The organism is Aeromonas caviae (genome assembly GCF_000819785.1).
Lineage (GTDB): Bacteria > Pseudomonadota > Gammaproteobacteria > Enterobacterales > Aeromonadaceae > Aeromonas > Aeromonas caviae.
In genome coordinates this window covers 22562-41031 of sequence record NZ_CDBK01000036.1, presented here as the reverse complement: position 1 = coordinate 41031, position 18470 = coordinate 22562, and the positions used below count along the sequence as shown (strand labels likewise).

The window sequence follows — 18470 nt, the reverse complement described above, 5'->3', positions numbered from 1 at the left end:
AAGGTCGCGGCGGTGAGGGCACTTCTGGACAAGGCCTGATGCAGACCGTGCGGCGCCATGGTGCCTCTCTCTGTGACGTCAACATGGGCACCTCGGACGACGGCCGGGTCAACATCACCGACGGCGCCAAGGTCGCGGCGGTGAGGGCTCTTCTGGACAAGGCCTGATGCAGACCGTGCGGCGCCATGGTGCCTCTCTCTGTGACGTCAACATGGGCACCTCGGACGACGGCCGGGTCAACATCACCGACGGCGTCAAGGTCGCGGCGGTGCGGGCTCTGCTGGACAAGGCCTGATACAGGCCGTGCGGCGCCATGGTGCTTCTCTCTGTGACATCAACATGGGCACCTCGGACGACGGCCGGGTCAACATCACCGACGGCGCCAAGGTCGCGGCGGTGCGGGCACTGCTGGACAAGGCCTGATGCAGACCGTGCGGCGCCATGGTGCTCTGTTTTGCTCCCTTCTCCCCTTGCGGGAGAGGGGGCGGGGATGAGGGGGGCCGATGTGAGGCGTCTCCCACCGGCGGGCAATTGAGGGGCGTCTTGGCAGCACGGTGCAAAAAAGTCTGTTATCATCCCGTCTCTTTTACCATCAGGACCCGGAGCAACCTCTCAATGTCCCAATACGACTCTATCGAACAGAAGGCCAGCTACGGCATCGGCCGCAACATGGGCGACCAACTGGCTCAGCAAGCCTTCGCCGGTCTGGATATCCCGGCCCTGCAACAAGGTCTGGCTGATGCCCTGAACGGTCTGGAGTTCGCGGTCAGCCGTGACGATATCAACGATGCCTTCCAGGTCATCACCGCCCGCATGCAGGAAGAGCAGGAAGCTGCCGCCAAGGCCGCTGCCGCCGAAGGCGAAGCCTTCCTGGCCGACAACGCCAAGCGCGCCGAAGTGAAGACCACCGACTCCGGTCTGCAATATGAAGTCATGGTCGAAGGCAATGGCGCCGTGCCGGTTGCCGGTCAGTCCGTGCGTGTGCACTACCACGGTACCTTCACCCACGGTGGCGTGTTCGACAGCTCAGTTGCGCGCGGCCAACCGGCCGAGTTCCCGGTGACCGGCGTGATCGCCGGTTGGGTGGAAGCGCTGCAGATGATGCCGGTTGGCTCCAAGTGGAAGCTCTACATTCCGCAGGATCTGGCCTACGGTGCCCGTGGTGCCGGCTCCATCCCGCCGTACTCCGCTCTGGTATTCGAAGTGGAGCTGCTGGACATCCTGTGATCCGGCTGGCGTGATGCAAACGGCGACCCTGAGGTCGCCGTTTGTTTTTGGGCCGCCCAAACGGGCCATGTGCCTTCGGCGGGGATTTGGATATAGTCAGAGCGTCGTCCATTCCGGCCATGTGAGGGAGACACGCCATGGCAGCCATCATCGAGGTCGTCGATCTCGTCAAGCACTTCCCCGGCGTCAAGGCGGTGGACGGGCTCAGCTTTGCCATTCCCGCCGGCAGCTGTTTCGGCCTGCTCGGCCCGAACGGGGCGGGCAAGACCACGACCATCGAGCTGCTGGAGGGGATCCTCACCCCGGACAGCGGCCAGATCCTGTTTCACGGCGCCCCGCGCGGCCCGGATTATCGCTCCCGCATCGGCATCCAGTTCCAGCACACGGCGCTGCAGGATTTCCTGACGGTGCGCGATACCCTGCGTCTGTTCGCCAGCCTCTACCCCAATCCCTTGCCACGGGAGCTGCTCATCGATCTGTGCGCCTTGGGCGAGTTCATCGACAGGGACAGTCGCAAGCTCTCGGGGGGCCAGCGTCAGCGCCTGCTGCTGGCTCTGGCCCTGCTCGGGGATCCCGAACTGCTGTTTCTGGATGAGCCCACCACAGGACTGGATCCCCAGGCGCGCCACCACTTCTGGCAGCGAATAGAGGCGATCAAGGCCCAGGGCAAGACGGTGGTGCTCACCACCCACTACATGGACGAAGCGCAGCAGCTGTGCGATTTGATTGCCATCGTCGATCACGGCCACCTGCTCAGTCTGGATACGCCGGCAGCCTTGCTGGCGCAACACTTCGACGGCGTACTGGTGCGTCTTGGGGGGCACCCGGCCCTGGCTGGGCTCGGCTATCCCCTGCGTCCGGTCGGCGATCAGGTGGAGCTCTGTTGCCCCGACGTGGCGACCCTGTTGCCAGCCTTGCTGGATCTTGGTGTGCCCCTCACCGGCATGCAGGTGCGCTCCCCCAATCTGGAAGATCTCTTCCTGAACCTGACCGGTCACAGCCTGCGGAGCGGCGCATGAGAGGGATGACCGAGTTCTGTCTGACCGTGGCCTCCGTGCTATGGTACGCCTTGCCGACATGCAATCACGGGAGTGGACGATGAAGGGATCCCTCAAGCGCATCGGGGCGCTCTTCTATGCCCGCACCCTCGAGTTCGTACGCGATCGCGCGGCCCTGGTGTGGAACCTGCTTTTCCCGCTCCTGCTGGTCATCGGCTTCTCCCTCATCTTCTCCGGCCCGCCCAAGCCGCTGGTACAGATCGGGGTGGTGGGGGAACTGCCCGCAACCTATGCCCCGCTGCGCGCCGTGCCGCTGCTCAAGATCATCCCCTATGACGAGGCGTCGAGAGGTCAGCTCAAGGTCCGTCACCATCAGCTGGACCTGCTGCTCTCACCCGCCGGGGGGCGTTACTGGATAAACCCGGACGCTCCTCAGGGGGCCATGGCCGAGTATCTGCTGCGCCAGGCGGTGCAGGTGCCCTTGCAAAGAGAGACCCTGAGCGGGCGCGCCATCCGCTACGGCGACTGGCTGCTGCCCGGGGTGATCGGCATGAACCTGATGTTCTCCGGCCTGTTCGGGGTCGGGTTCGTCATCGTGCGTTATCGCAAGAACGGGGTGCTGAAACGGCTGCGAGCCACGCCGCTCGGCGCGCTGGAGTTTCTCTTCGCCCAGTTGCTGTCACGGGTGCTGATCACCCTGGTGGTGAGCCTGCTGGTCTTCTGCGCGGCCTACTGGCTGCTGGATGTGCCCCTCATCGGGTCGGGGTGGCTGCTGCTGGTGATCGCCCTGGCGGGAGGAACGGCCATGGCCTCCCTTGGCCTGCTCATCGCCGCTCGCCTGCAGAACGAGGAGCTGGCGAGCGGTTTGCTCAATCTCATCAGCTTGCCCATGATGTTTTTATCCGGTGTCTGGTTCTCGCTGGAAGGCGCGCCCGCCTGGCTGCAGCAGCTTGCGGCCAGGCTGCCCCTCAGCCAGATCATCGAAGCAGCCCGCGCCGTGATGCTGGAAGGGGCGGGATGGCAGGAGGTGGCAGGCCCTCTGGGCCAGGTCATGGTGTTCGCCCTGGTGTGCATCTCGCTGGGAACCATGCTGTTCAAATGGAGTGCAAAATGAAACCTGTTCTGTGGTTGTTGCTGGTGGCCGCCTTGCCTGTGCAGGCAGGTACCCTGCGTTGCAAGAACGCCTTGCTGACCGAGGGAGACACCACGGCAGAGCTGCTGGTTCGCTGCGGCCAGCCGATGCTCAAGGAAGATCTCACCCGCTTCGAGGAGAACGGCTTCGGGGCGAGAGTGACGGTCAAGTATGCCGAGCGCTGGACCTACAACTTCGGCAAGCGGGAATTCATGCAGTTTGTCACCGTCGAAAACGGCGTCATCACCGACATTGCGGATGGTCCACGGGGAGGATGACCTCCTGGTTTTCTGAAGCCCAGCCTGCGGGAGATGAGGTCGCCATTTCCCCGCCTTTTAGCTCCTGTTTATTTGCTTTTCCCTGCCTGTTTTCGCCATTTTTCCATATGGGGTCATGCTGCCTCACTCTGGTGCTTTTGGCATAAAACCGAATCTGATGAGTCAGTTGTCAGCAGAAATGGCTGCCCCAATGCGGTGCAGCCGATTTATTTTCGAAAAATAATCCTCATGCCAAGAAGGGTTTTAAGCAGCAGGCTATTTGGCAAATAAGGGTCTACTTTTGATTCTGAGAGTGCATATTCCCCCGTTCAGATATTTTGTTCTGTTGCACCATGGTTGGGCCGGATTGCACCGATTGACAGGTTTTTCTGCGGCTGGATAAGCTGCCAAAAAGCAGGGAAACGATGGCATCTCGCTAGATTTTGATGCCTGTTCGAATCAAACCACAGGGAAGAGTGACATGAAGCAGATACACAAGGCAGGTATGGTGATGGCGCTGTCGCTGATGGCAGCCAATGCGTGGGCGGACGGTACGCTGGATGCCGTCAAGAAGAAGGGATTCGTGCAGTGCGGGGTCGGTGACGGCCTGCCCGGGTTCTCCAACCCGGATGCCAAGGGAACCTGGACCGGGCTCGACGTGGATGTGTGCCGCGCCGTGGCCGCCGCGGTACTGGGGGATGCCGGCAAGGTCAAGTATGTCTCCCTCACCGCCAAGGAGCGCTTTACCGCCCTGCAGTCCGGGGAGGTGGATCTGCTCTCGCGCAACACCACCTGGACCCTGACCCGGGATGGGTCGCTGGGCCTCACGTTCGCCGGGGTGAACTACTACGACGGGCAGGGGTTCCTGGTCAAGCAGTCCCTCGGGGTCAAGAGCGCCAAGGAGCTTGACGGTGCCGCCGTCTGTATCCAGTCCGGTACCACTACCGAGCTCAACCTGGCCGACTATTTCCGCGCCAATGGCGGCATGAAGTACACCCCAGTGGTGTTCGATACCTCGGATCAGACCGTCAAGGGCTTCGAAGCTGGCCGCTGTGACGTGCTGACCTCGGATCAGTCCCAGCTCTATGCCCTCAAGATCAAGCTCACCAAGCCAGAGGAAGCCGTGGTGCTGCCGGAGGTCATCTCCAAGGAGCCGCTGGGCCCAGCCGTGCGTCAGGGTGACGATCAGTGGTTCAAGGTGGTGCGCTGGAGCCTCAACGCCATGCTCAATGCCGAGGAGGCCGGGGTCACCTCTGCCAACGTGGACGAGATGCTCAAGTCCACCAACCCTGACATCCGTCGTCTGCTGGGGCTGGAAGAGCCCAAAGGGACTGTGCTGGGGCTGGATGACAAATGGGCCTACAACATCGTCAAACAGGTCGGCAACTACGGTGAATCCTTCGATCGCAACGTCGGTGCCGGCTCCCCCCTCAAGATTGATCGCGGCATCAATGCCCTCTGGAACAAGGGCGGTCTGATGTACGCGCCACCCATCCGCTGAGTCGACAGTCACCGGGGGGCCTGGCCCCCCATGTTATCCCTGGCTTTGTCGGAGTCATCCTCATGGCGTTACACGCATCAAACCATAGGAAAGAACAGGGCCGCTGGTGGTATGACGCCAAGGTGCGGGCGCTGTTCTTCCAGTGCCTGGCCATCGCGGCGGTTATCGGGTTTCTGTTCTACATCGTCAACAATGCCCTGACCAATCTGGCCACCCGTGGCATCACCACAGGCTTTGATTTTCTGGGCAACACGGCCGGTTTCGGCATCTTGCAGAGCCTCATCCCCTACGACGAGACCTATACCTTTGGTCGCACCTTCGTGGTGGGCCTGCTCAACACCCTGCTGGTCTCCGTGCTCGGCATCCTGTTTGCCACCCTGCTCGGGTTCGCACTCGGGGTCGCGCGCCTGTCGCGCAACTGGCTGGTGGCCAAGATAGCGGCCGTCTACATAGAGACGTTTCGCAACATCCCGCTGCTGCTGCAGATCTTCTTCTGGTACTTCTCGGTGCTGCGTACCCTGCCTTCCCCGCGTCAGAGCGTGGATATAGGCGGGCTCGCCTTCCTCAACGTGCGGGGCTTCTATCTGCCCAAGCCCCTGTTCGAAGAGGGATTCGGCTACGTGCTCTGGGCACTGGTGCTGGCGGTGCTGCTGAGCTGGGGGTTGGGCCGCTGGGCTCGCCGCCGTCAGGCCCTGACCGGCAGGATCTTCCCGTTCTGGCGCTGTGTGGCCGCCCTGGTCATGCTGCTCCCGGGGATCACCTTCCTGCTGGCGGGCAGCCCGCTCAGCTGGAGCGTGCCTGCGCTGCAAGGGTTCAACTTCCGGGGGGGGCTGACGGTGCTGCCGGAGCTCGCGGCCCTCTTGCTGGCGCTCACCATCTATACGGCGGCCTTCATCGCCGAGATAGTGCGATCCGGCATACTGGCCATCAGCAAGGGGCAGACGGAGGCAGCTTCCGCCCTCGGGCTCTCGCCCACCAAGACGCTGCGGCTGGTGATCATTCCCCAGGCCATGCGGGTCATCATTCCTCCCTTGACCAGCCAGTATCTGAACCTCACCAAGAACTCCTCCCTGGCGACCGCCATCGGCTACCCGGATCTGGTCTCGGTGTTCATGGGGACGACTCTCAACCAGACAGGGCAGGCCATCGAGGTCATCGCCATGACCATGGGGGTCTATCTCGTCATCAGTATCACCACCTCGGTGCTGATGAACATCTACAACCGCAGAATGACGCTGGTTGAGCGCTAGGGAGCTGTCATGTTCGTGAATGAATTGCAGGAGGCGCTGCCGCCTCCCAACCACCGTCGGGGGCCGCTCGCCTGGATCAGGCAGAACCTCTTCCCCAACTGGTGGAACGGCCTGCTGACCCTGGTGCTGGCCTATCTGTTGCTGCCACTCATCTGGTCTGCACTGGACTGGGCGCTGTTCTCGGCCACCTGGCAGGGGAGCAGTCGCGAGGCTTGCGTCCAGGGCGGTGCCTGCTGGATCTTCATCGAGAGCCGGCTGGGGCAGTATCTCTATGGCTTCTACCCGGCCGATCAGTACTGGCGCATCAACCTGACCTTCGCCGGTCTGGCGGCGCTGCTGGCCTTGCTCATCTGGCCAAAGACCCCGCGCAAGGGGTGGCTGGCGCTCTTCACCCTGCTGGTGTTCCCTGTCATCGCCTTCTTCCTCATCCATGGGGGAGCGGGGCTGGAGGTGGTGGAAACGAACCGCTGGGGCGGGCTGATGCTCACCCTGGTGCTGGCGGTGGTGGGCATAGTGGTAGCACTGCCGTTCGGCATCCTGCTGGCACTGGGGCGCCGCTCCCACATGCCGGTCATCTCCAGCCTCTGTACCGTCTATATCGAGTTCTGGCGGGCGGTGCCGCTCATTACTGTGCTCTTCATGGCGTCCGTCATGCTGCCACTGTTCATGAGTACCGAGGTGGAGCTCGACAAGCTGCTGCGGGCGCTCATCGGCATCATCCTGTTCCAGGCGGCCTATGTGGCCGAGGTGGTGAGAGGGGGGCTGCAGGCGATCCCCAAGGGGCAATATGAGGCGGGGGATGCCCTGGGGCTCTCCTACTGGAAGGTGATGGGTCTCATCATCATGCCCCAGGCCCTCAAGATCACCATTCCTTCCCTGGTGAACACCTTTATTTCCCTGTTCAAGGACACCAGCCTGGTGCTGATCATCGGGCTGTTCGATCTGCTGGCCATCTCCAAGGTGGCCCTGGCGGATCCGGCCTGGCTGGGGTATTCCACCGAAGCTTATGTCTTTATCGCCATGATCTTCTGGATGTTCTGTTTTGGCATGTCCCGCTACTCCATCTATCTGGAGCGCAAACTCAACACGGGCCACAAGCATTAGGAGTCGTTCTGATATGAAAACGGACGCAGTTGTCGAACTGAAAGAGGTCAACAAGTGGTACGGTGAGTTTCACGTGCTGCGCAACATCAACCTGCAGGTGGGCAGAGGGGAGAAGATCGTCATCTGCGGGCCATCGGGCTCGGGCAAGTCCACCATGATCCGCTGCATCAACCGGCTGGAAGAGCACCAGAGCGGGGACATCCTGGTCAAGGGCACGGCCCTGACCTCGGATCTCAAGAACATCGAGACGGTGCGCCGGGAGGTGGGCATGGTGTTCCAGCACTTCAACCTCTTCCCCCATCTGACCGTGCTGGAGAACTGTTGCCTGGCGCCCATCTGGGTCAAGCAGTTGCCGCGCAAGGAGGCCGAGGAGATCGCCATGAACTTCCTGCGTCGGGTGCGGATCCCCGAACAGGCGCTCAAGTATCCGGGGCAGCTCTCCGGTGGCCAGCAGCAGCGGGTCGCCATCGCCCGCAGTCTGTGCATGAATCCCCAGGTCATGCTGTTTGACGAGCCAACCTCGGCGCTGGATCCCGAGATGGTGCGGGAGGTGCTGGATGTGATGGTGGAGCTGGCCCACGAGGGGATGACCATGCTCTGTGTCACCCACGAGATGGGGTTTGCCAAGCAGGTGGCGGACAGGGTGATCTTCATGGACCGGGGGCAAATCATCGAAGAGAACGTGCCGGATCAGTTCTTTGACAACCCCCAGTCCGATCGGACCAAGCTCTTCCTCTCCCAGATCCTGCAGCACTGAGGCAGGGCACAACCTTCAGAAAAACAGCCCGCACGCTCGAATGAGCGGCGGGCAAATGTGTACATGGAAGTCGACGACAGACAGAAAGGAGTATGTCAGCCCGGCAACAGGGTGGTGGTGCGCAGATCGCGCACGGCCAGGTTGATCTGCCGGGCCAGGCTCAGCGCCTGATGACAGCTCAACGGCTTCACATCGATGATCCCCCCTTGAAACTCAAACCGCCCCAGTGCTTCAACCATGAAACTTCCATGATGGAAACTCTTGATATAGCGAGCAATTCGACGGGGAGACCACTGCTTGAACACCTTCATGGCAAGAGACCCTGTTGTTTGGACAGGGCACACTATGCCGACGGACCGTGACACTGATGTGACACTTGATAAAGATTTGTATGAATCTGTCTTGTGATCGACTGGCGTGCAGCCCCGGCGTTGAAAAAGTAGTGAGAGTCCGGGTCCGGGGCCCGATATACTGCGGCCATTGCAGAGATAACAAAGGTGCCGCACGTGGAGTGGGTGGACATAGTTGACGAGCAGGACAGGGTGATCGGGGTGGCCGAGCGCGCCAGGGTGCGTCAGGAAAACCTGCGCCATCGTGCCAGCTACATCCTGGTGCTGGATGAGGCTGAGCGCATCCTGGTGCAGCGGCGCACCCCGAGCAAGGATTTTTGCCCCGGCATGCTGGATGCCTGCGCCGGTGGCGTGGTGACCACGGGGGAGGCCATGGCCCTTTCCGCCCGGCGGGAGCTGGCCGAGGAGCTGGGGATCCGCGACGTGCCCCTGCAGGATTACGGCACCTTCTATGCCGAAGGGGAGGCGAGTGGCAGCCGCTACCGGGTCTGGGGCGGCCTGTTCAGCTGTCACTATCAGGGGCCGCTGCAACTGCAGGCCGAAGAGGTGAGCGAGGTGCACTGGATGAGCCTGGGCGAGATAGCCGATCGGGCGGACGAGTTCACGCCTGACTCCCTGCTCGCCATCGCCACCTGGCAGGCAAGGCGCCTGCCATCAGGCCAGAAATAGGGGCGACAGGCGTTCGTCCCCGATCGCGTTGTTGCTGCTCGATGGACCCCTTCGCCTTCTGGTGGAATGGGGTAGACTGGGCCTCTTTGAACCACAGAAGGATGCGTCATCATGATCACGGTCGGTCAATCCCTGCCCGCAGGGGAATTTACCTTTATCACCGCCGAGGGCAAGCAGGTGAAGGATACCCAGGCCCTGTTTGCCGGCAAGCGGGTGGTGCTCTTTGCGGTGCCCGGCGCCTTCACCCCCACCTGCTCCAACGCTCACCTGCCGGGCTACGTGGTGCTGGCCGATCAGTTCAGGGCCAAGGGGGTGGAACTGTGCTGTCTGTCGGTCAACGACGCCTTCGTGATGAAGGCGTGGCAGGAGGCACAGAACGCCGCTGACATCACCATGCTGGCGGACGGTGACGGCAGCTGGACCCGGGCACTGGGTCTGGCCAAGGAGACCGGCGCCTTCGGCGGCGTGCGGGCCCAGCGTTTTGCCCTCATCGCCAACGATGGTGTGGTGGAGCGGCTCTTCGTGGAGGCGCCGGGCAAGTTCGAGGTGTCGGATGCCCAGAGCCTGCTGGCGGCGCTGTGAAAGATTAATCGGTGTTTGATTACACCTTGAAATAGCAAGCGGCCCCGTTACACTGAGGCCGCGTTTGGATGGAGCCAGGCAACTTGCCTGGCTCTCGTGTTTGCCGTGGATGAGATAGAACAATATGACCCTGGCTTTTGTTGCCCTGATTGCCGGACTGGCGTTGCTGGTCTGGAGTGCCGACAAGTTCGTGGACGGCGCCGCCGCCACCGCCCGTTACGCCGGTATGCCGCCGCTGCTGATCGGCATGGTGATCATCGGTTTTGGTACCTCGGCCCCCGAGATGGTGGTCTCCGCGCTGGCGGCCTCCCAGGGCAATCCCGGGCTCGCGCTCGGCAATGCCTATGGCTCCAACATCACCAATATTGCCCTGATCCTGGGTCTGACCGCCCTGATCAGCCCCATCGCCGTCGCCTCCCAGGTGGTGCGCAAGGAGATCCCCATCCTGCTCGGCATCACCCTGCTCTCCGGCGCCCTGCTCATCGACGGCAATCTGGGCCGGATGGATGCCGCCATTCTGGGGGCCGTGTTCGCAGTGCTGATGGGCTGGTCCATCTGGGCCGGCATGAACGGCAAGGGGGATGCGCTGGATACGGATACCGAGGAGGACATCGTCTCCGAGGGCATGTCTCTCAAGAGCGCCATCCTCTGGCTCATCGTCGGCCTGGTGCTGCTGATCGGGGCTTCCCGTCTGCTGGTGTGGGGGGCGGTGACCATCGCCCAGGGCTTTGGCATCAGCGATCTGGTGATTGGCCTGACCATAGTCGCGGTGGGGACCTCCCTGCCGGAGCTGGCATCGTCCCTCATCGCCATCCGCAAGAACGAGCACGATCTGGCCCTTGGCAACGTGCTGGGTTCCAACCTGTTCAACACCCTGGCCGTGGTGGGCATCGCCGCCGGCATCCACCCGCTCGAGGTGGCGCCCGAAGTGCTTTCCCGCGACTGGAGCATCATGATGGGGCTGACCCTGTTGCTGCTGGTGATGTGTCTGGGCCGCAAGGGGCAGGGGCGCATCAACCGGCTGGAGGGGGGCGTGCTGCTCGCCTGCTTCGTCGCCTACACCGGCTGGCTGCTGACCAGCCAGTTCATCTAGTCTGACGATGAAATGAAAGAGGGGACGCCGCGGCGTCCCCTCTTTTTTGTGCGCGGGGCCTGGTCTCAGGCCACGGCAACCAGCTTCTGCTTCTGGGCGCTGTCCAGAATCAGGATGCTCGCCTTGGGGAAGAAGTTGAAGGTGGACGCGGAGGCCCAGGTGTAGGCCCCCATCACCCGACCCACCACCAGCTCGCCGATCTCGAGATCCGGCAGCATGATGCTGTCGCGGATGACGTCCACGCTGTCGCAGGTGGGGCCGGAGAGCACCGCATTGTGCAGTTCGCCGTGGGCATAGGGCGTGCTCACCGGGTAGGTAACGTGGTCGTAGAGCTGGCCGTTGTAGCTGCCGTAGAGACCGTCATCCAGGTAGTACCAGATCTTGTCGCCGCGGTGGGCCTTGCCCATCACGCTGGAGACCGAGGTCATGGCCGGCGCGCTGATGAAGCGGCCCGGCTCGGCAATCTTCTGTACCGTGGCGGGCAGCTTGGCCAGGGCCTCGCGGATCGGGGCGCAGAAACCGTCGATGTCGAACTCGCCGCCGTCATAGTCCACCGGGAAGCCGCCGCCGATATCCAGCACCCAGGGCTTGAGCCCGAGCTCCCAGGCCTGCTCCATGATCTCGCGGCAGGCGTCGATGGCCTGCACGTGGCGACGGGCGTGGGGCACCTGGGAGCCGACGTGGAACGACAGCCCCATCACCTTGATCCCCTTGGCCTGGGCCAGTTGCAGCAACGGCAGTGCCTGCTCCGGGGTGCAGCCGAACTTCTTGGAAAGATCGACCTTGGTCTCGGGGTTCGGGAAGCTGACCCGCAGCAGCAGTTTCACTTCATCCTTGTAGGGCAGGAACTTTTCCAGCTCCAGCGGGTTGTCATAGACAAACACGGTGCAGCCGAATTCCAGGGCATAACGGATGTCGCTGTCACGCTTGATGGGATGGGTATGGATGCAGCGTCCCGGGCGAACCCCTTGGCTGCGCACCAGATCCACTTCGCCATTGGTGGCCAGATCGAAACAGGCCCCCTCTTCCTTCAAGACAGAGACCACCGCCTCGTGGGGCAGGGGCTTGAGTGCATAATGCAAGCGCACATCGGGCAGGGCGGCCGCCAGGGCCCGATACTGTTTGCGGACGGCTGCCTTGTCGAGCAGCAGCAGGGGGGAGCCGAATTGTTCAACCAACTGACGGTAATCTTGTGCGACCAGGGTCTCGTTCATTCTCTTTTGATAGTCCTTAGGGGGCGTGATATGCCCAAGCCATATGCGATTGAACCGGCGACGGCCGGCTCAGGCGAGCGGTCCGGAGGGACCCACCAAGCACATTGCATAACTCCCTTGCAAAGTGCTTAGTTATGCGCGGGATTATCGGCTTATTGAGTTTGTGTGCAAGCATTTTGATTGGATATGTCGGCAAGTTTTTCTGGTCGAGACGAAACAGGCTCTTGATACGGGGAGCGATCAGGGCCGTGATGGGGAGCACCTCCGAAGGGAGCTTGATAAGCTGTTGATAGTTAACGAACTAATAACATCAGGCCCGGGGGTTGCGGCCAGATAAAAAGGGGGCGCCGGGGCCAGGGAGTGCGAGACAGCTCACACTTTTTGGATTACCATGCCCGCTTCCTGATCCAAACTAGTTCGGATGAAGGTAGCAGGAGAGCGATGGGCAACCATCCACCGAAGAAGTGAATCTTTCAGGTACCGGGCAACCGGTGTGGACTGCTACTGGACGATACTCTGGAGAGACCCGTTGAATCGGGCGCCGAAGGAGCAAGGCACCGTGATTGCATCGCAATCTGGCGCCGGAAACTCTCAGGCAAAAGGACAGAGGGGATGGGATGGTTGTACCTGAGCTTGAAACTGTTCACGGTCTGTAACGAGAGGTCGTCAGCAAGGTAAAGAGCAGCGCTGGAACCGGAGTGTATGTGAATACATGAGCCTCTCGGTCCCAGATAAGCGAGCTGCGCATAACCCTTGATCACGACCTCGCAGCAAGAGTGTGAACACGTTTTTGGCCCGCATCCGATCGCCTCTGGCCGATCGCGACACCTATGGGAAGATCATCCTTCTCCTCCTTAATTGTTGTTTTTTAAGGAGGATGCATGTCATCAATTCAATCGGCGCTCGCCGCCATCGATAGCTTTGTCTGGGGTCCGCCCCTGCTGATCCTGCTGGTCGGGACCGGTATCTATCTCACCTGGCGATTGGGTCTGCTTCAGATCGTGCGTTTGCCGCTGGCCCTCAAGCTGGTCTTTGGCCGCGATCAGGGGCAGGGCAAGCAGGGGGATGTCTCCAGCTTTGGTGCCCTGTGCACCGCCCTCTCCGCCACCATAGGCACCGGCAACATCGTCGGGGTCGCCACCGCCATCAAGCTCGGCGGCCCGGGCGCCCTGTTCTGGATGTGGATGGCTGCCCTGTTCGGCATGGCCACCAAGTACGCCGAGTGCCTGCTGGCGGTGAAATATCGCCAGCAGGACGCCAACGGCCAGATGGCGGGTGGCCCCATGTACTATCTGGAGAAGGGGCTCGGCTCCAGGCCGCTCGCCAAGCTGTTTGCCCTGTTCGGCATCGGCGTCGCCTTCTTCGGCATCGGTACCTTCCCCCAGGTCAACGCCATCAGTGATGCCATGAGCCTCTCCTTCTCGGTACCCCGTGAAGTGACCGCCGTGGTGCTGACCCTGATCGTGGCGCTGGTGACCCTGGGGGGTATTCAGTCCATCTCCAGCGTGTCGAGCAAGGTGGTGCCCTTCATGGCCATCTTCTACATCGTCGCCTGTGCCGGGGTGCTGGTGAACAATGCAGGCGCCCTGCCCGATGCGGTCATGCTGGTGATCGGGAGCGCCTTCACCGGCCATGCGGCCACCGGCGGTTTCGTCGGCGCCGGCATCATGCTGGCGATCCAGTCCGGGGTGGCGCGCGGGGTCTTCTCCAACGAGTCGGGGTTGGGCTCGGCCCCCATCGCGGCGGCGGCGGCCAAGACCGATTCCTGCGTGGAGCAGGGGCTGGTCTCCATGACCGGTACCTTCATCGACACCCTCATCATCTGCACCATGACCGGCCTGACGCTGGTGGTGACCGGGGTGTGGAGCGGCGATGCGAGCGGTGCGGCCATGACCAGTCTGGCCTTTGCCCAGGGGCTGGATGCCCATGTGGGCCAGTATCTGGTGAGCATCGGCCTGTTGTTCTTCGCCTTTACCACCATCCTCGGCTGGAACTACTACGGCGAGCGCTGCACCGAGTACCTGTTCGGGGTCAAGGCGATCAAACCCTACCGCCTCATCTATCTGGTGCTGGTGGCGAGCGGTGCCTTCCTCCATCTGGACCTGATCTGGCTCTTGGCGGACATCGTCAACGGCCTGATGGCGGTGCCGAACCTCATCGGCCTCATCGGCCTGCGCCACGTGGTGATCGCCGAGACCCGCGCCTACTTCAGCCGGGACCGGGATACGGAATCCGAGCCCGAGCCGCAGACGGCCTGATGAGAAGCGGGCCTGCGGGGTACCCTGTCGCCGGGCCCCTGTCCATGGCGTCAACCGGGATCCGGGCTGGGATGGCAAAACCCGGGGCTTGATCCCGGATCCTCTGACAATATCTGTGCGAAATTCGCAAAAGCCACGACGCTCATCGTGGCTTTTTTGCATTTTACGCAATGAATGGCGGCGCTTGTTGCCCCCAGGGGGTCAGGGGGAGGGAATATCTCCGGTGAGCCGCTGCGCCAGCGCCCTGCTCACCCGGCTCACCAGGGCCGCCTCATCCCCCTGCCAGCCAATGGCGTGGGCCAGGGTGGTGGAGGTGCCCCGAGCAAAGCGCAGTTCGCCCCCGGCCAGTTCGTAGAAGCGGCTCGCCATCCGGGTGCCCTCGTCCACATCCCCCGCCACCAGCAGCATGGCCTGGGCCAGCACGGCGCCACCGTGATCCCGGCCCGGCGCCAGCCAGCGCTGGGCGGTGCCGGTCACCTTGCGCCCTCCGATCACCAGGTTGTACTGGCCGTCGCAAAACGAGCCGGGCACGAAGTCGTAGCTGCCCGCAAGACCGTACTCCTCCAGCAGGGCGAGCAGGGGCGCCCCCAGCAGCCGGTAGTAGTGGGCCAGATCCGTGGTGGTGCGGGGCAGCATGAGGGAGAGGTTGAGGATGCCGGCGCCGTGGGGCACGGCGGTGCCGCCGCTGTCGCGCACGAACACCGGCCAGTCCTCGGCGGCCAGCTGCTTGCAGGCGGCCTGGTAGCGGGGCAAACGGGTGTCCTTGCGGGTGACGATGAGGCATTGGGGGCCCTGCCAGAGGAGGGCTCTGGGCTCGCCGTCACCGGCGCACTCCCGCAGCCAGCGCTGCTCCTCGGCCAGGATCTGGTCGGGTGTCTGGTGGGCGGGCGGCGGGGGCAGCAGGGTATAAGGCATGAGAGGCATCCTTTGGCAGAGGCTGCCAAGCACAGTACGCGCGGGGGCAAACAAGGTAAAGCCCCGCATGGCGGGGCTTTGGTGCAAGGATGGCGGAGTGTCAGGCCTGTGCGGCGGCGCGCCTGGGCAGCAGCAGATTGAGCAGGATGGCGGTGAGGCCGCCGGTGGCGACGCCGTAGGAGAGCACGCTCCTGGCCAGCTCCGGCAGGTGTTGCAGCACCTCGGGCACCTGGGCCACTCCGAGGCCCATGGCGAGCGACACCGCCAGGATCATCAGGGCGCGGCGGTCCAGCTCCTCGCGGGAGATGATGCGCACCCCGGCGGCGGCGATGGTGCCGAACATGACGATGGTGGCGCCGCCGAGCACGGGTTCAGGTATTTGTTGCACCAGGCTCGCCACCGCCGGGAACAGGCCGAGCAGGGCCAGCATGGCGGCGATGAAGAGGCCGACATGGCGGCTGGCCACCCCGGTCAGCTGGATGACGCCGTTGTTCTGGGCGAAGGTGGACATGGGGAAGGTGGAGAAGACCGCCGCCAGCATGGAGTTGGCGCCGTCGGCCAGCACGCCCCCCTTGATCCGCGCCATGTAGACCGGCCCTTCCAGCGGCTCGCCGGAGATGTCGGAGGTGGCGGTCATGTCGCCGATGGCTTCCAGCGCCGTCACCACGAAGATGATGGCGAGCGGCACGAACAGCTGCCAGTCAAAGCCGAGCCCGTAGTGGAGCGGAACAGGCACCATCAGCAGGGGGCCGTCGAAGGTGGGGGCTGCCACCTTGCCCAGCAGCAGCGCCACCGCATAGCCCGCCAGCATGGCGATCATGATGGCGGAGAGGCGCAGCCAGGGGTTGCGACTGCGCTGCATCAGCACGATGAGGCCGAGCACCAGCAGGGAGAGAAAGAGGTTGGTGTGGCTGGCGAAGCTGCCGTCCGCCAGGGCGCCGTAGCCGCCCCCCATGCTGATGAGCCCTACCTTGATGAGGGTCAGGCCGATGAGCAATACCACGATGCCGGTCACCAGCGGGGTGATGATCCGTTTGACCAGGTGCAGGAAGCGGCTCATGACGACGATGGTGAGGGCCGCTGCCAGCATGGTGCCGAACAGGGTGCCCAGCAGATCGTCGGTGGGCATGGCCGCCTGCTTGAGGGCGAGGCCGGAGGCGATGATGGGGCCGAGGAAGTTGAAGCTGGTGCCCTGTACCGAGAGCAGGCCGGAACCGAGGGGGCCGAAACGGCGGGTCTGAACGAAGGAGGCGATGCCGGACATGACCAGGGACATGGAGACGATGTAGCGGGTGTCGTCGGCGGGGAGGCCGAGGGCATTGGCGATGATGAGGGGCGGGGTGATGATGGCGACAAACATGGCGAGCATATGCTGCAGGGCGGCGAACAGGGTCTGGGGCAGGGGGGGGACATCCTCGATGCCGTAGACCAGTTCGCTGTGGGCTCGCCTGGGGGGATGGGTCTCTCGGATGGCGCTTGGGGCGGCAGCCTGTTCCATAAATACCTCGAATGTGTGGGGGGAGGGGAGAAAATTGGGCGCTATTTTAGTGATTGGCATCGCGCTTTCCAGCGCTAATTGAGCGCAAACTCGTTTATTTCCTGATGGGTTGAAACGTTTTCCTGTGGCGATTAAGATCCGCCGGTTTGTGTGAGACCGATCCCTCACAAAGGGGAGGGAGGCTGATGCATCAGGATGGGGACGGTGTAGAATGAGCCCTCGGTTCGAAGATGGAGACTCTGGATGCTGAAGCTGTCGGAGTTCTGGAGTGCCCGCGCCCACTCCGAAGATTTTACCCTGACCCGGATGGGCTTCATGACGGTGCGGCTGCGGCTGCTCACCTGTCTGCTGATGGCGGGTCTCCCGAGCTGGGCTCTGGTGGACTGGCTGACCCTGCCAGCCATCCAGTTCGAGGCACTGTTCCAGGTCAGGATCTTCTGCCTGCTGGCCCTCTCGCCCCTCATCCCCCTCTCCTATCTCATCCACTTCAAGCGCGAGCGCATGAAGCTGGCGCTCGGTTACCTGATGGCGGTGATGATGCTCTTCTCCCTCATCTGCCTGCACAGCTTCGGCGCGGATCAGGAGATGCAGGCGGGCTACATGGCCTTCCCCTATCTGCTCATCAGCCTGTTCGCCATCTTCCCCATTCCCCTCTCCCTCAGCCTGCAACTGGCGGGGGGCATTCTGGCCACCATGCTGGCGGGCAACTGGCTGCTGGTGGGCCAGCCTCTCTGGAGCGTGCAGACCCTCAACCAGGTCTGGCTGCTGGGGCTCTTTGCCATCGCCAGCGCCTGGGTGCAGTGCGGCCAGCTCAACATGCTGCTGCAACTCTATCGGGAGTCCACCACGGACGAGTTGACCGGCATGATGAACCGCCGCCTGCTGATGAAGCAGCTCGAGAAGGCGAGGGCCGCCATGATCCGCAAACAGGCCCCCTTCGCGGTGCTGCTGCTGGATCTGGACCGCTTCAAGCGCATCAACGACACCTTCGGCCATCTGGCGGGGGATGCGGTGCTCAAGGAGGTGGCGGCCACCCTGTCGGAGCAGCTGGAGCCCGGCATGGTGCTCGGGCGTTACGGCGGGGAGGAGTTTGCCATCCTGTTGCCCGGTTGCACGGATCTGGCACAGGCCAAGCGGGTGGCGGAGCGGCTGCGGGTCGCGGTGGAAGCGAGGTTGGTGAAAAGTCCCACCTCCGACGAACTGCTGGAGGTGACGGTGAGCATCGGTCTGACCCTGGCCCAGCGTGGCGAGGGGGTGGAGGATCTGCTCAACCGGGCGGACGAGTGCCTCTACATGGCCAAGATGGCGGGTCGCAACTGCGTGGTGGCCGAGGCAGGGAAACCCGCGGGCGATGCAGGGCGCACAAAAACGGATGCCGCCTGAGGGCGGCATCCGGTGATGACGGGGCTGGCGTCAGGCCAGGGTGTATTTGCCGGAGAGCTGCTGGGCCAGCAGCTTGAACATGTTGAACACCGCCATGGTCTTGCCGGTCGGGGTGCCGTCCTCTGCCAGGAAGAACTCCCCCTTGAACACCAGTATGTCCCCCTTCTGCTCCACCGAGTCGGCGCGCATGCCGTGGATGAAGTCCTCGTGTTCACGAATGATCTTGTTGGCCATCTCCAGCAGGGCAGTCTCGGTGATCCGCTCTTTTTGTGGTTGCATGCT

The 18470-nt window shown here is 62.9% G+C and carries 19 protein-coding genes, 1 pseudogene and 1 riboswitch; of the genes and pseudogenes, 15 read left to right on the top strand and 5 right to left on the bottom strand.

What is annotated here, in order from left to right; translation table 11 throughout:
* Nucleotides 1-166 precede the first annotated feature (166 nt).
* The 10 genes and pseudogenes from BN1120_RS20620 (at nt 167) to BN1120_RS05090 (ending at nt 8226) form a co-directional block, all read left to right on the top strand.
* Nucleotides 167-295 carry a hypothetical protein gene (locus BN1120_RS20620; RefSeq protein WP_373369057.1) on the top strand — a complete coding sequence of 43 codons (129 nt, stop codon included), beginning with the start codon at nt 167-169 and terminating at the stop codon, nt 293-295.
* A 38-nt stretch (nt 296-333) separates the two neighbouring features.
* Nucleotides 334-423, top strand: a pseudogene (locus tag BN1120_RS05130) (copper homeostasis protein CutC); the annotation flags it as partial.
* 192 nt (nt 424-615) lie between these two features.
* The gene (locus BN1120_RS05125) at nt 616-1227 is read left to right on the top strand and encodes an FKBP-type peptidyl-prolyl cis-trans isomerase (protein WP_010673478.1); all 612 of its coding nucleotides are present in this window, start codon (nt 616-618) and stop codon (nt 1225-1227) included.
* 137 nt (nt 1228-1364) lie between these two features.
* Nucleotides 1365-2246, top strand: coding sequence for an ABC transporter ATP-binding protein (locus tag BN1120_RS05120; RefSeq protein ID WP_042015023.1), 882 nt, complete (start codon nt 1365-1367; stop codon nt 2244-2246).
* 79 nt (nt 2247-2325) lie between these two features.
* Entirely contained in the window at nt 2326-3339 is a 1014-nt protein-coding gene (locus BN1120_RS05115) for an ABC transporter permease (protein ID WP_042015022.1), read from the top strand.
* The gene (locus tag BN1120_RS05110; RefSeq protein WP_029313965.1) at nt 3324-3635 is read left to right on the top strand and encodes a DUF2845 domain-containing protein; all 312 of its coding nucleotides are present in this window, start codon (nt 3324-3326) and stop codon (nt 3633-3635) included. The genes BN1120_RS05115 and BN1120_RS05110 overlap by 16 nt, the downstream gene beginning before the upstream one ends.
* Nucleotides 3636-4095: 460 nt before the next feature.
* Nucleotides 4096-5115 carry an amino acid ABC transporter substrate-binding protein gene (locus BN1120_RS05105; RefSeq protein WP_042015020.1) on the top strand — a complete coding sequence of 340 codons (1020 nt, stop codon included), beginning with the start codon at nt 4096-4098 and terminating at the stop codon, nt 5113-5115.
* A gap of 62 nt (nt 5116-5177) precedes the next feature.
* Nucleotides 5178-6365, top strand: coding sequence for an amino acid ABC transporter permease (locus BN1120_RS05100; RefSeq protein ID WP_225159791.1), 1188 nt, complete (start codon nt 5178-5180; stop codon nt 6363-6365).
* A gap of 9 nt (nt 6366-6374) precedes the next feature.
* A complete protein-coding gene (locus tag BN1120_RS05095; RefSeq protein WP_010673484.1) occupies nt 6375-7469 on the top strand; it encodes an amino acid ABC transporter permease in 1095 nt (364 codons plus the stop codon).
* Between the two features lie 13 nt (nt 7470-7482).
* On the top strand, nt 7483-8226 hold the full coding sequence (locus BN1120_RS05090; protein ID WP_010673485.1) for an amino acid ABC transporter ATP-binding protein: 744 nt from the start codon (nt 7483-7485) through the stop codon (nt 8224-8226).
* Nucleotides 8227-8321: 95 nt separating this feature from the next.
* On the opposite strand, the gene BN1120_RS05085 is transcribed toward BN1120_RS05090, so the two are convergent.
* Nucleotides 8322-8537: a DUF1107 family protein gene (locus BN1120_RS05085; protein ID WP_010673486.1), complete on the bottom strand. Its 216-nt coding sequence runs from the start codon at nt 8535-8537 to the stop codon at nt 8322-8324.
* A gap of 177 nt (nt 8538-8714) precedes the next feature.
* Between BN1120_RS05085 and yfcD the strand changes: the two genes are divergently transcribed.
* The 3 genes from yfcD (at nt 8715) to BN1120_RS05070 (ending at nt 10920) form a co-directional block, all read left to right on the top strand.
* Nucleotides 8715-9245, top strand: a complete 531-nt coding sequence (gene yfcD, locus BN1120_RS05080) for an NUDIX hydrolase YfcD (RefSeq protein WP_080767893.1) — start codon at nt 8715-8717, stop codon at nt 9243-9245.
* Between the two features lie 111 nt (nt 9246-9356).
* Nucleotides 9357-9827, top strand: coding sequence for a peroxiredoxin (locus tag BN1120_RS05075; RefSeq protein ID WP_010673488.1), 471 nt, complete (start codon nt 9357-9359; stop codon nt 9825-9827).
* Nucleotides 9828-9951: 124 nt separating this feature from the next.
* Nucleotides 9952-10920 (top strand): calcium/sodium antiporter, encoded by a 969-nt coding sequence (locus tag BN1120_RS05070; RefSeq protein WP_010673489.1) that lies wholly within the window; start codon nt 9952-9954, stop codon nt 10918-10920.
* A gap of 65 nt (nt 10921-10985) precedes the next feature.
* Here BN1120_RS05070 and BN1120_RS05065 read toward each other — a convergent pair whose 3' ends face one another.
* Complete coding sequence (locus BN1120_RS05065; RefSeq protein ID WP_010673490.1) at nt 10986-12134, bottom strand: type III PLP-dependent enzyme; 1149 nt, start codon at nt 12132-12134, stop codon at nt 10986-10988.
* A 506-nt stretch (nt 12135-12640) separates the two neighbouring features.
* Nucleotides 12641-12751, top strand: a riboswitch (glycine riboswitch).
* Nucleotides 12752-13015: 264 nt separating this feature from the next.
* Here BN1120_RS05065 and BN1120_RS05060 point away from each other — a divergent pair.
* Entirely contained in the window at nt 13016-14392 is a 1377-nt protein-coding gene (locus BN1120_RS05060; RefSeq protein WP_042015016.1) for an alanine/glycine:cation symporter family protein, read from the top strand.
* Between the two features lie 201 nt (nt 14393-14593).
* On the opposite strand, the gene BN1120_RS05055 is transcribed toward BN1120_RS05060, so the two are convergent.
* Together BN1120_RS05055 and BN1120_RS05050 are read right to left on the bottom strand one after the other, a co-directional pair.
* A complete protein-coding gene (locus tag BN1120_RS05055; protein WP_042015014.1) occupies nt 14594-15307 on the bottom strand; it encodes a lipoyl protein ligase domain-containing protein in 714 nt (237 codons plus the stop codon).
* Between the two features lie 100 nt (nt 15308-15407).
* Nucleotides 15408-16805: a nucleobase:cation symporter-2 family protein gene (locus BN1120_RS05050; RefSeq protein ID WP_042015013.1), complete on the bottom strand. Its 1398-nt coding sequence runs from the start codon at nt 16803-16805 to the stop codon at nt 15408-15410.
* Between the two features lie 243 nt (nt 16806-17048).
* Here BN1120_RS05050 and BN1120_RS05045 point away from each other — a divergent pair, with 243 nt between their 5' ends.
* Nucleotides 17049-18188, top strand: coding sequence for a GGDEF domain-containing protein (locus tag BN1120_RS05045; RefSeq protein ID WP_010673494.1), 1140 nt, complete (start codon nt 17049-17051; stop codon nt 18186-18188).
* A gap of 30 nt (nt 18189-18218) precedes the next feature.
* On the opposite strand, the gene BN1120_RS05040 is transcribed toward BN1120_RS05045, so the two are convergent.
* Nucleotides 18219-18467 carry a YciN family protein gene (locus BN1120_RS05040; RefSeq protein ID WP_010673495.1) on the bottom strand — a complete coding sequence of 83 codons (249 nt, stop codon included), beginning with the start codon at nt 18465-18467 and terminating at the stop codon, nt 18219-18221.
* Between the last annotated feature and the right edge of the window lie 3 nt (nt 18468-18470).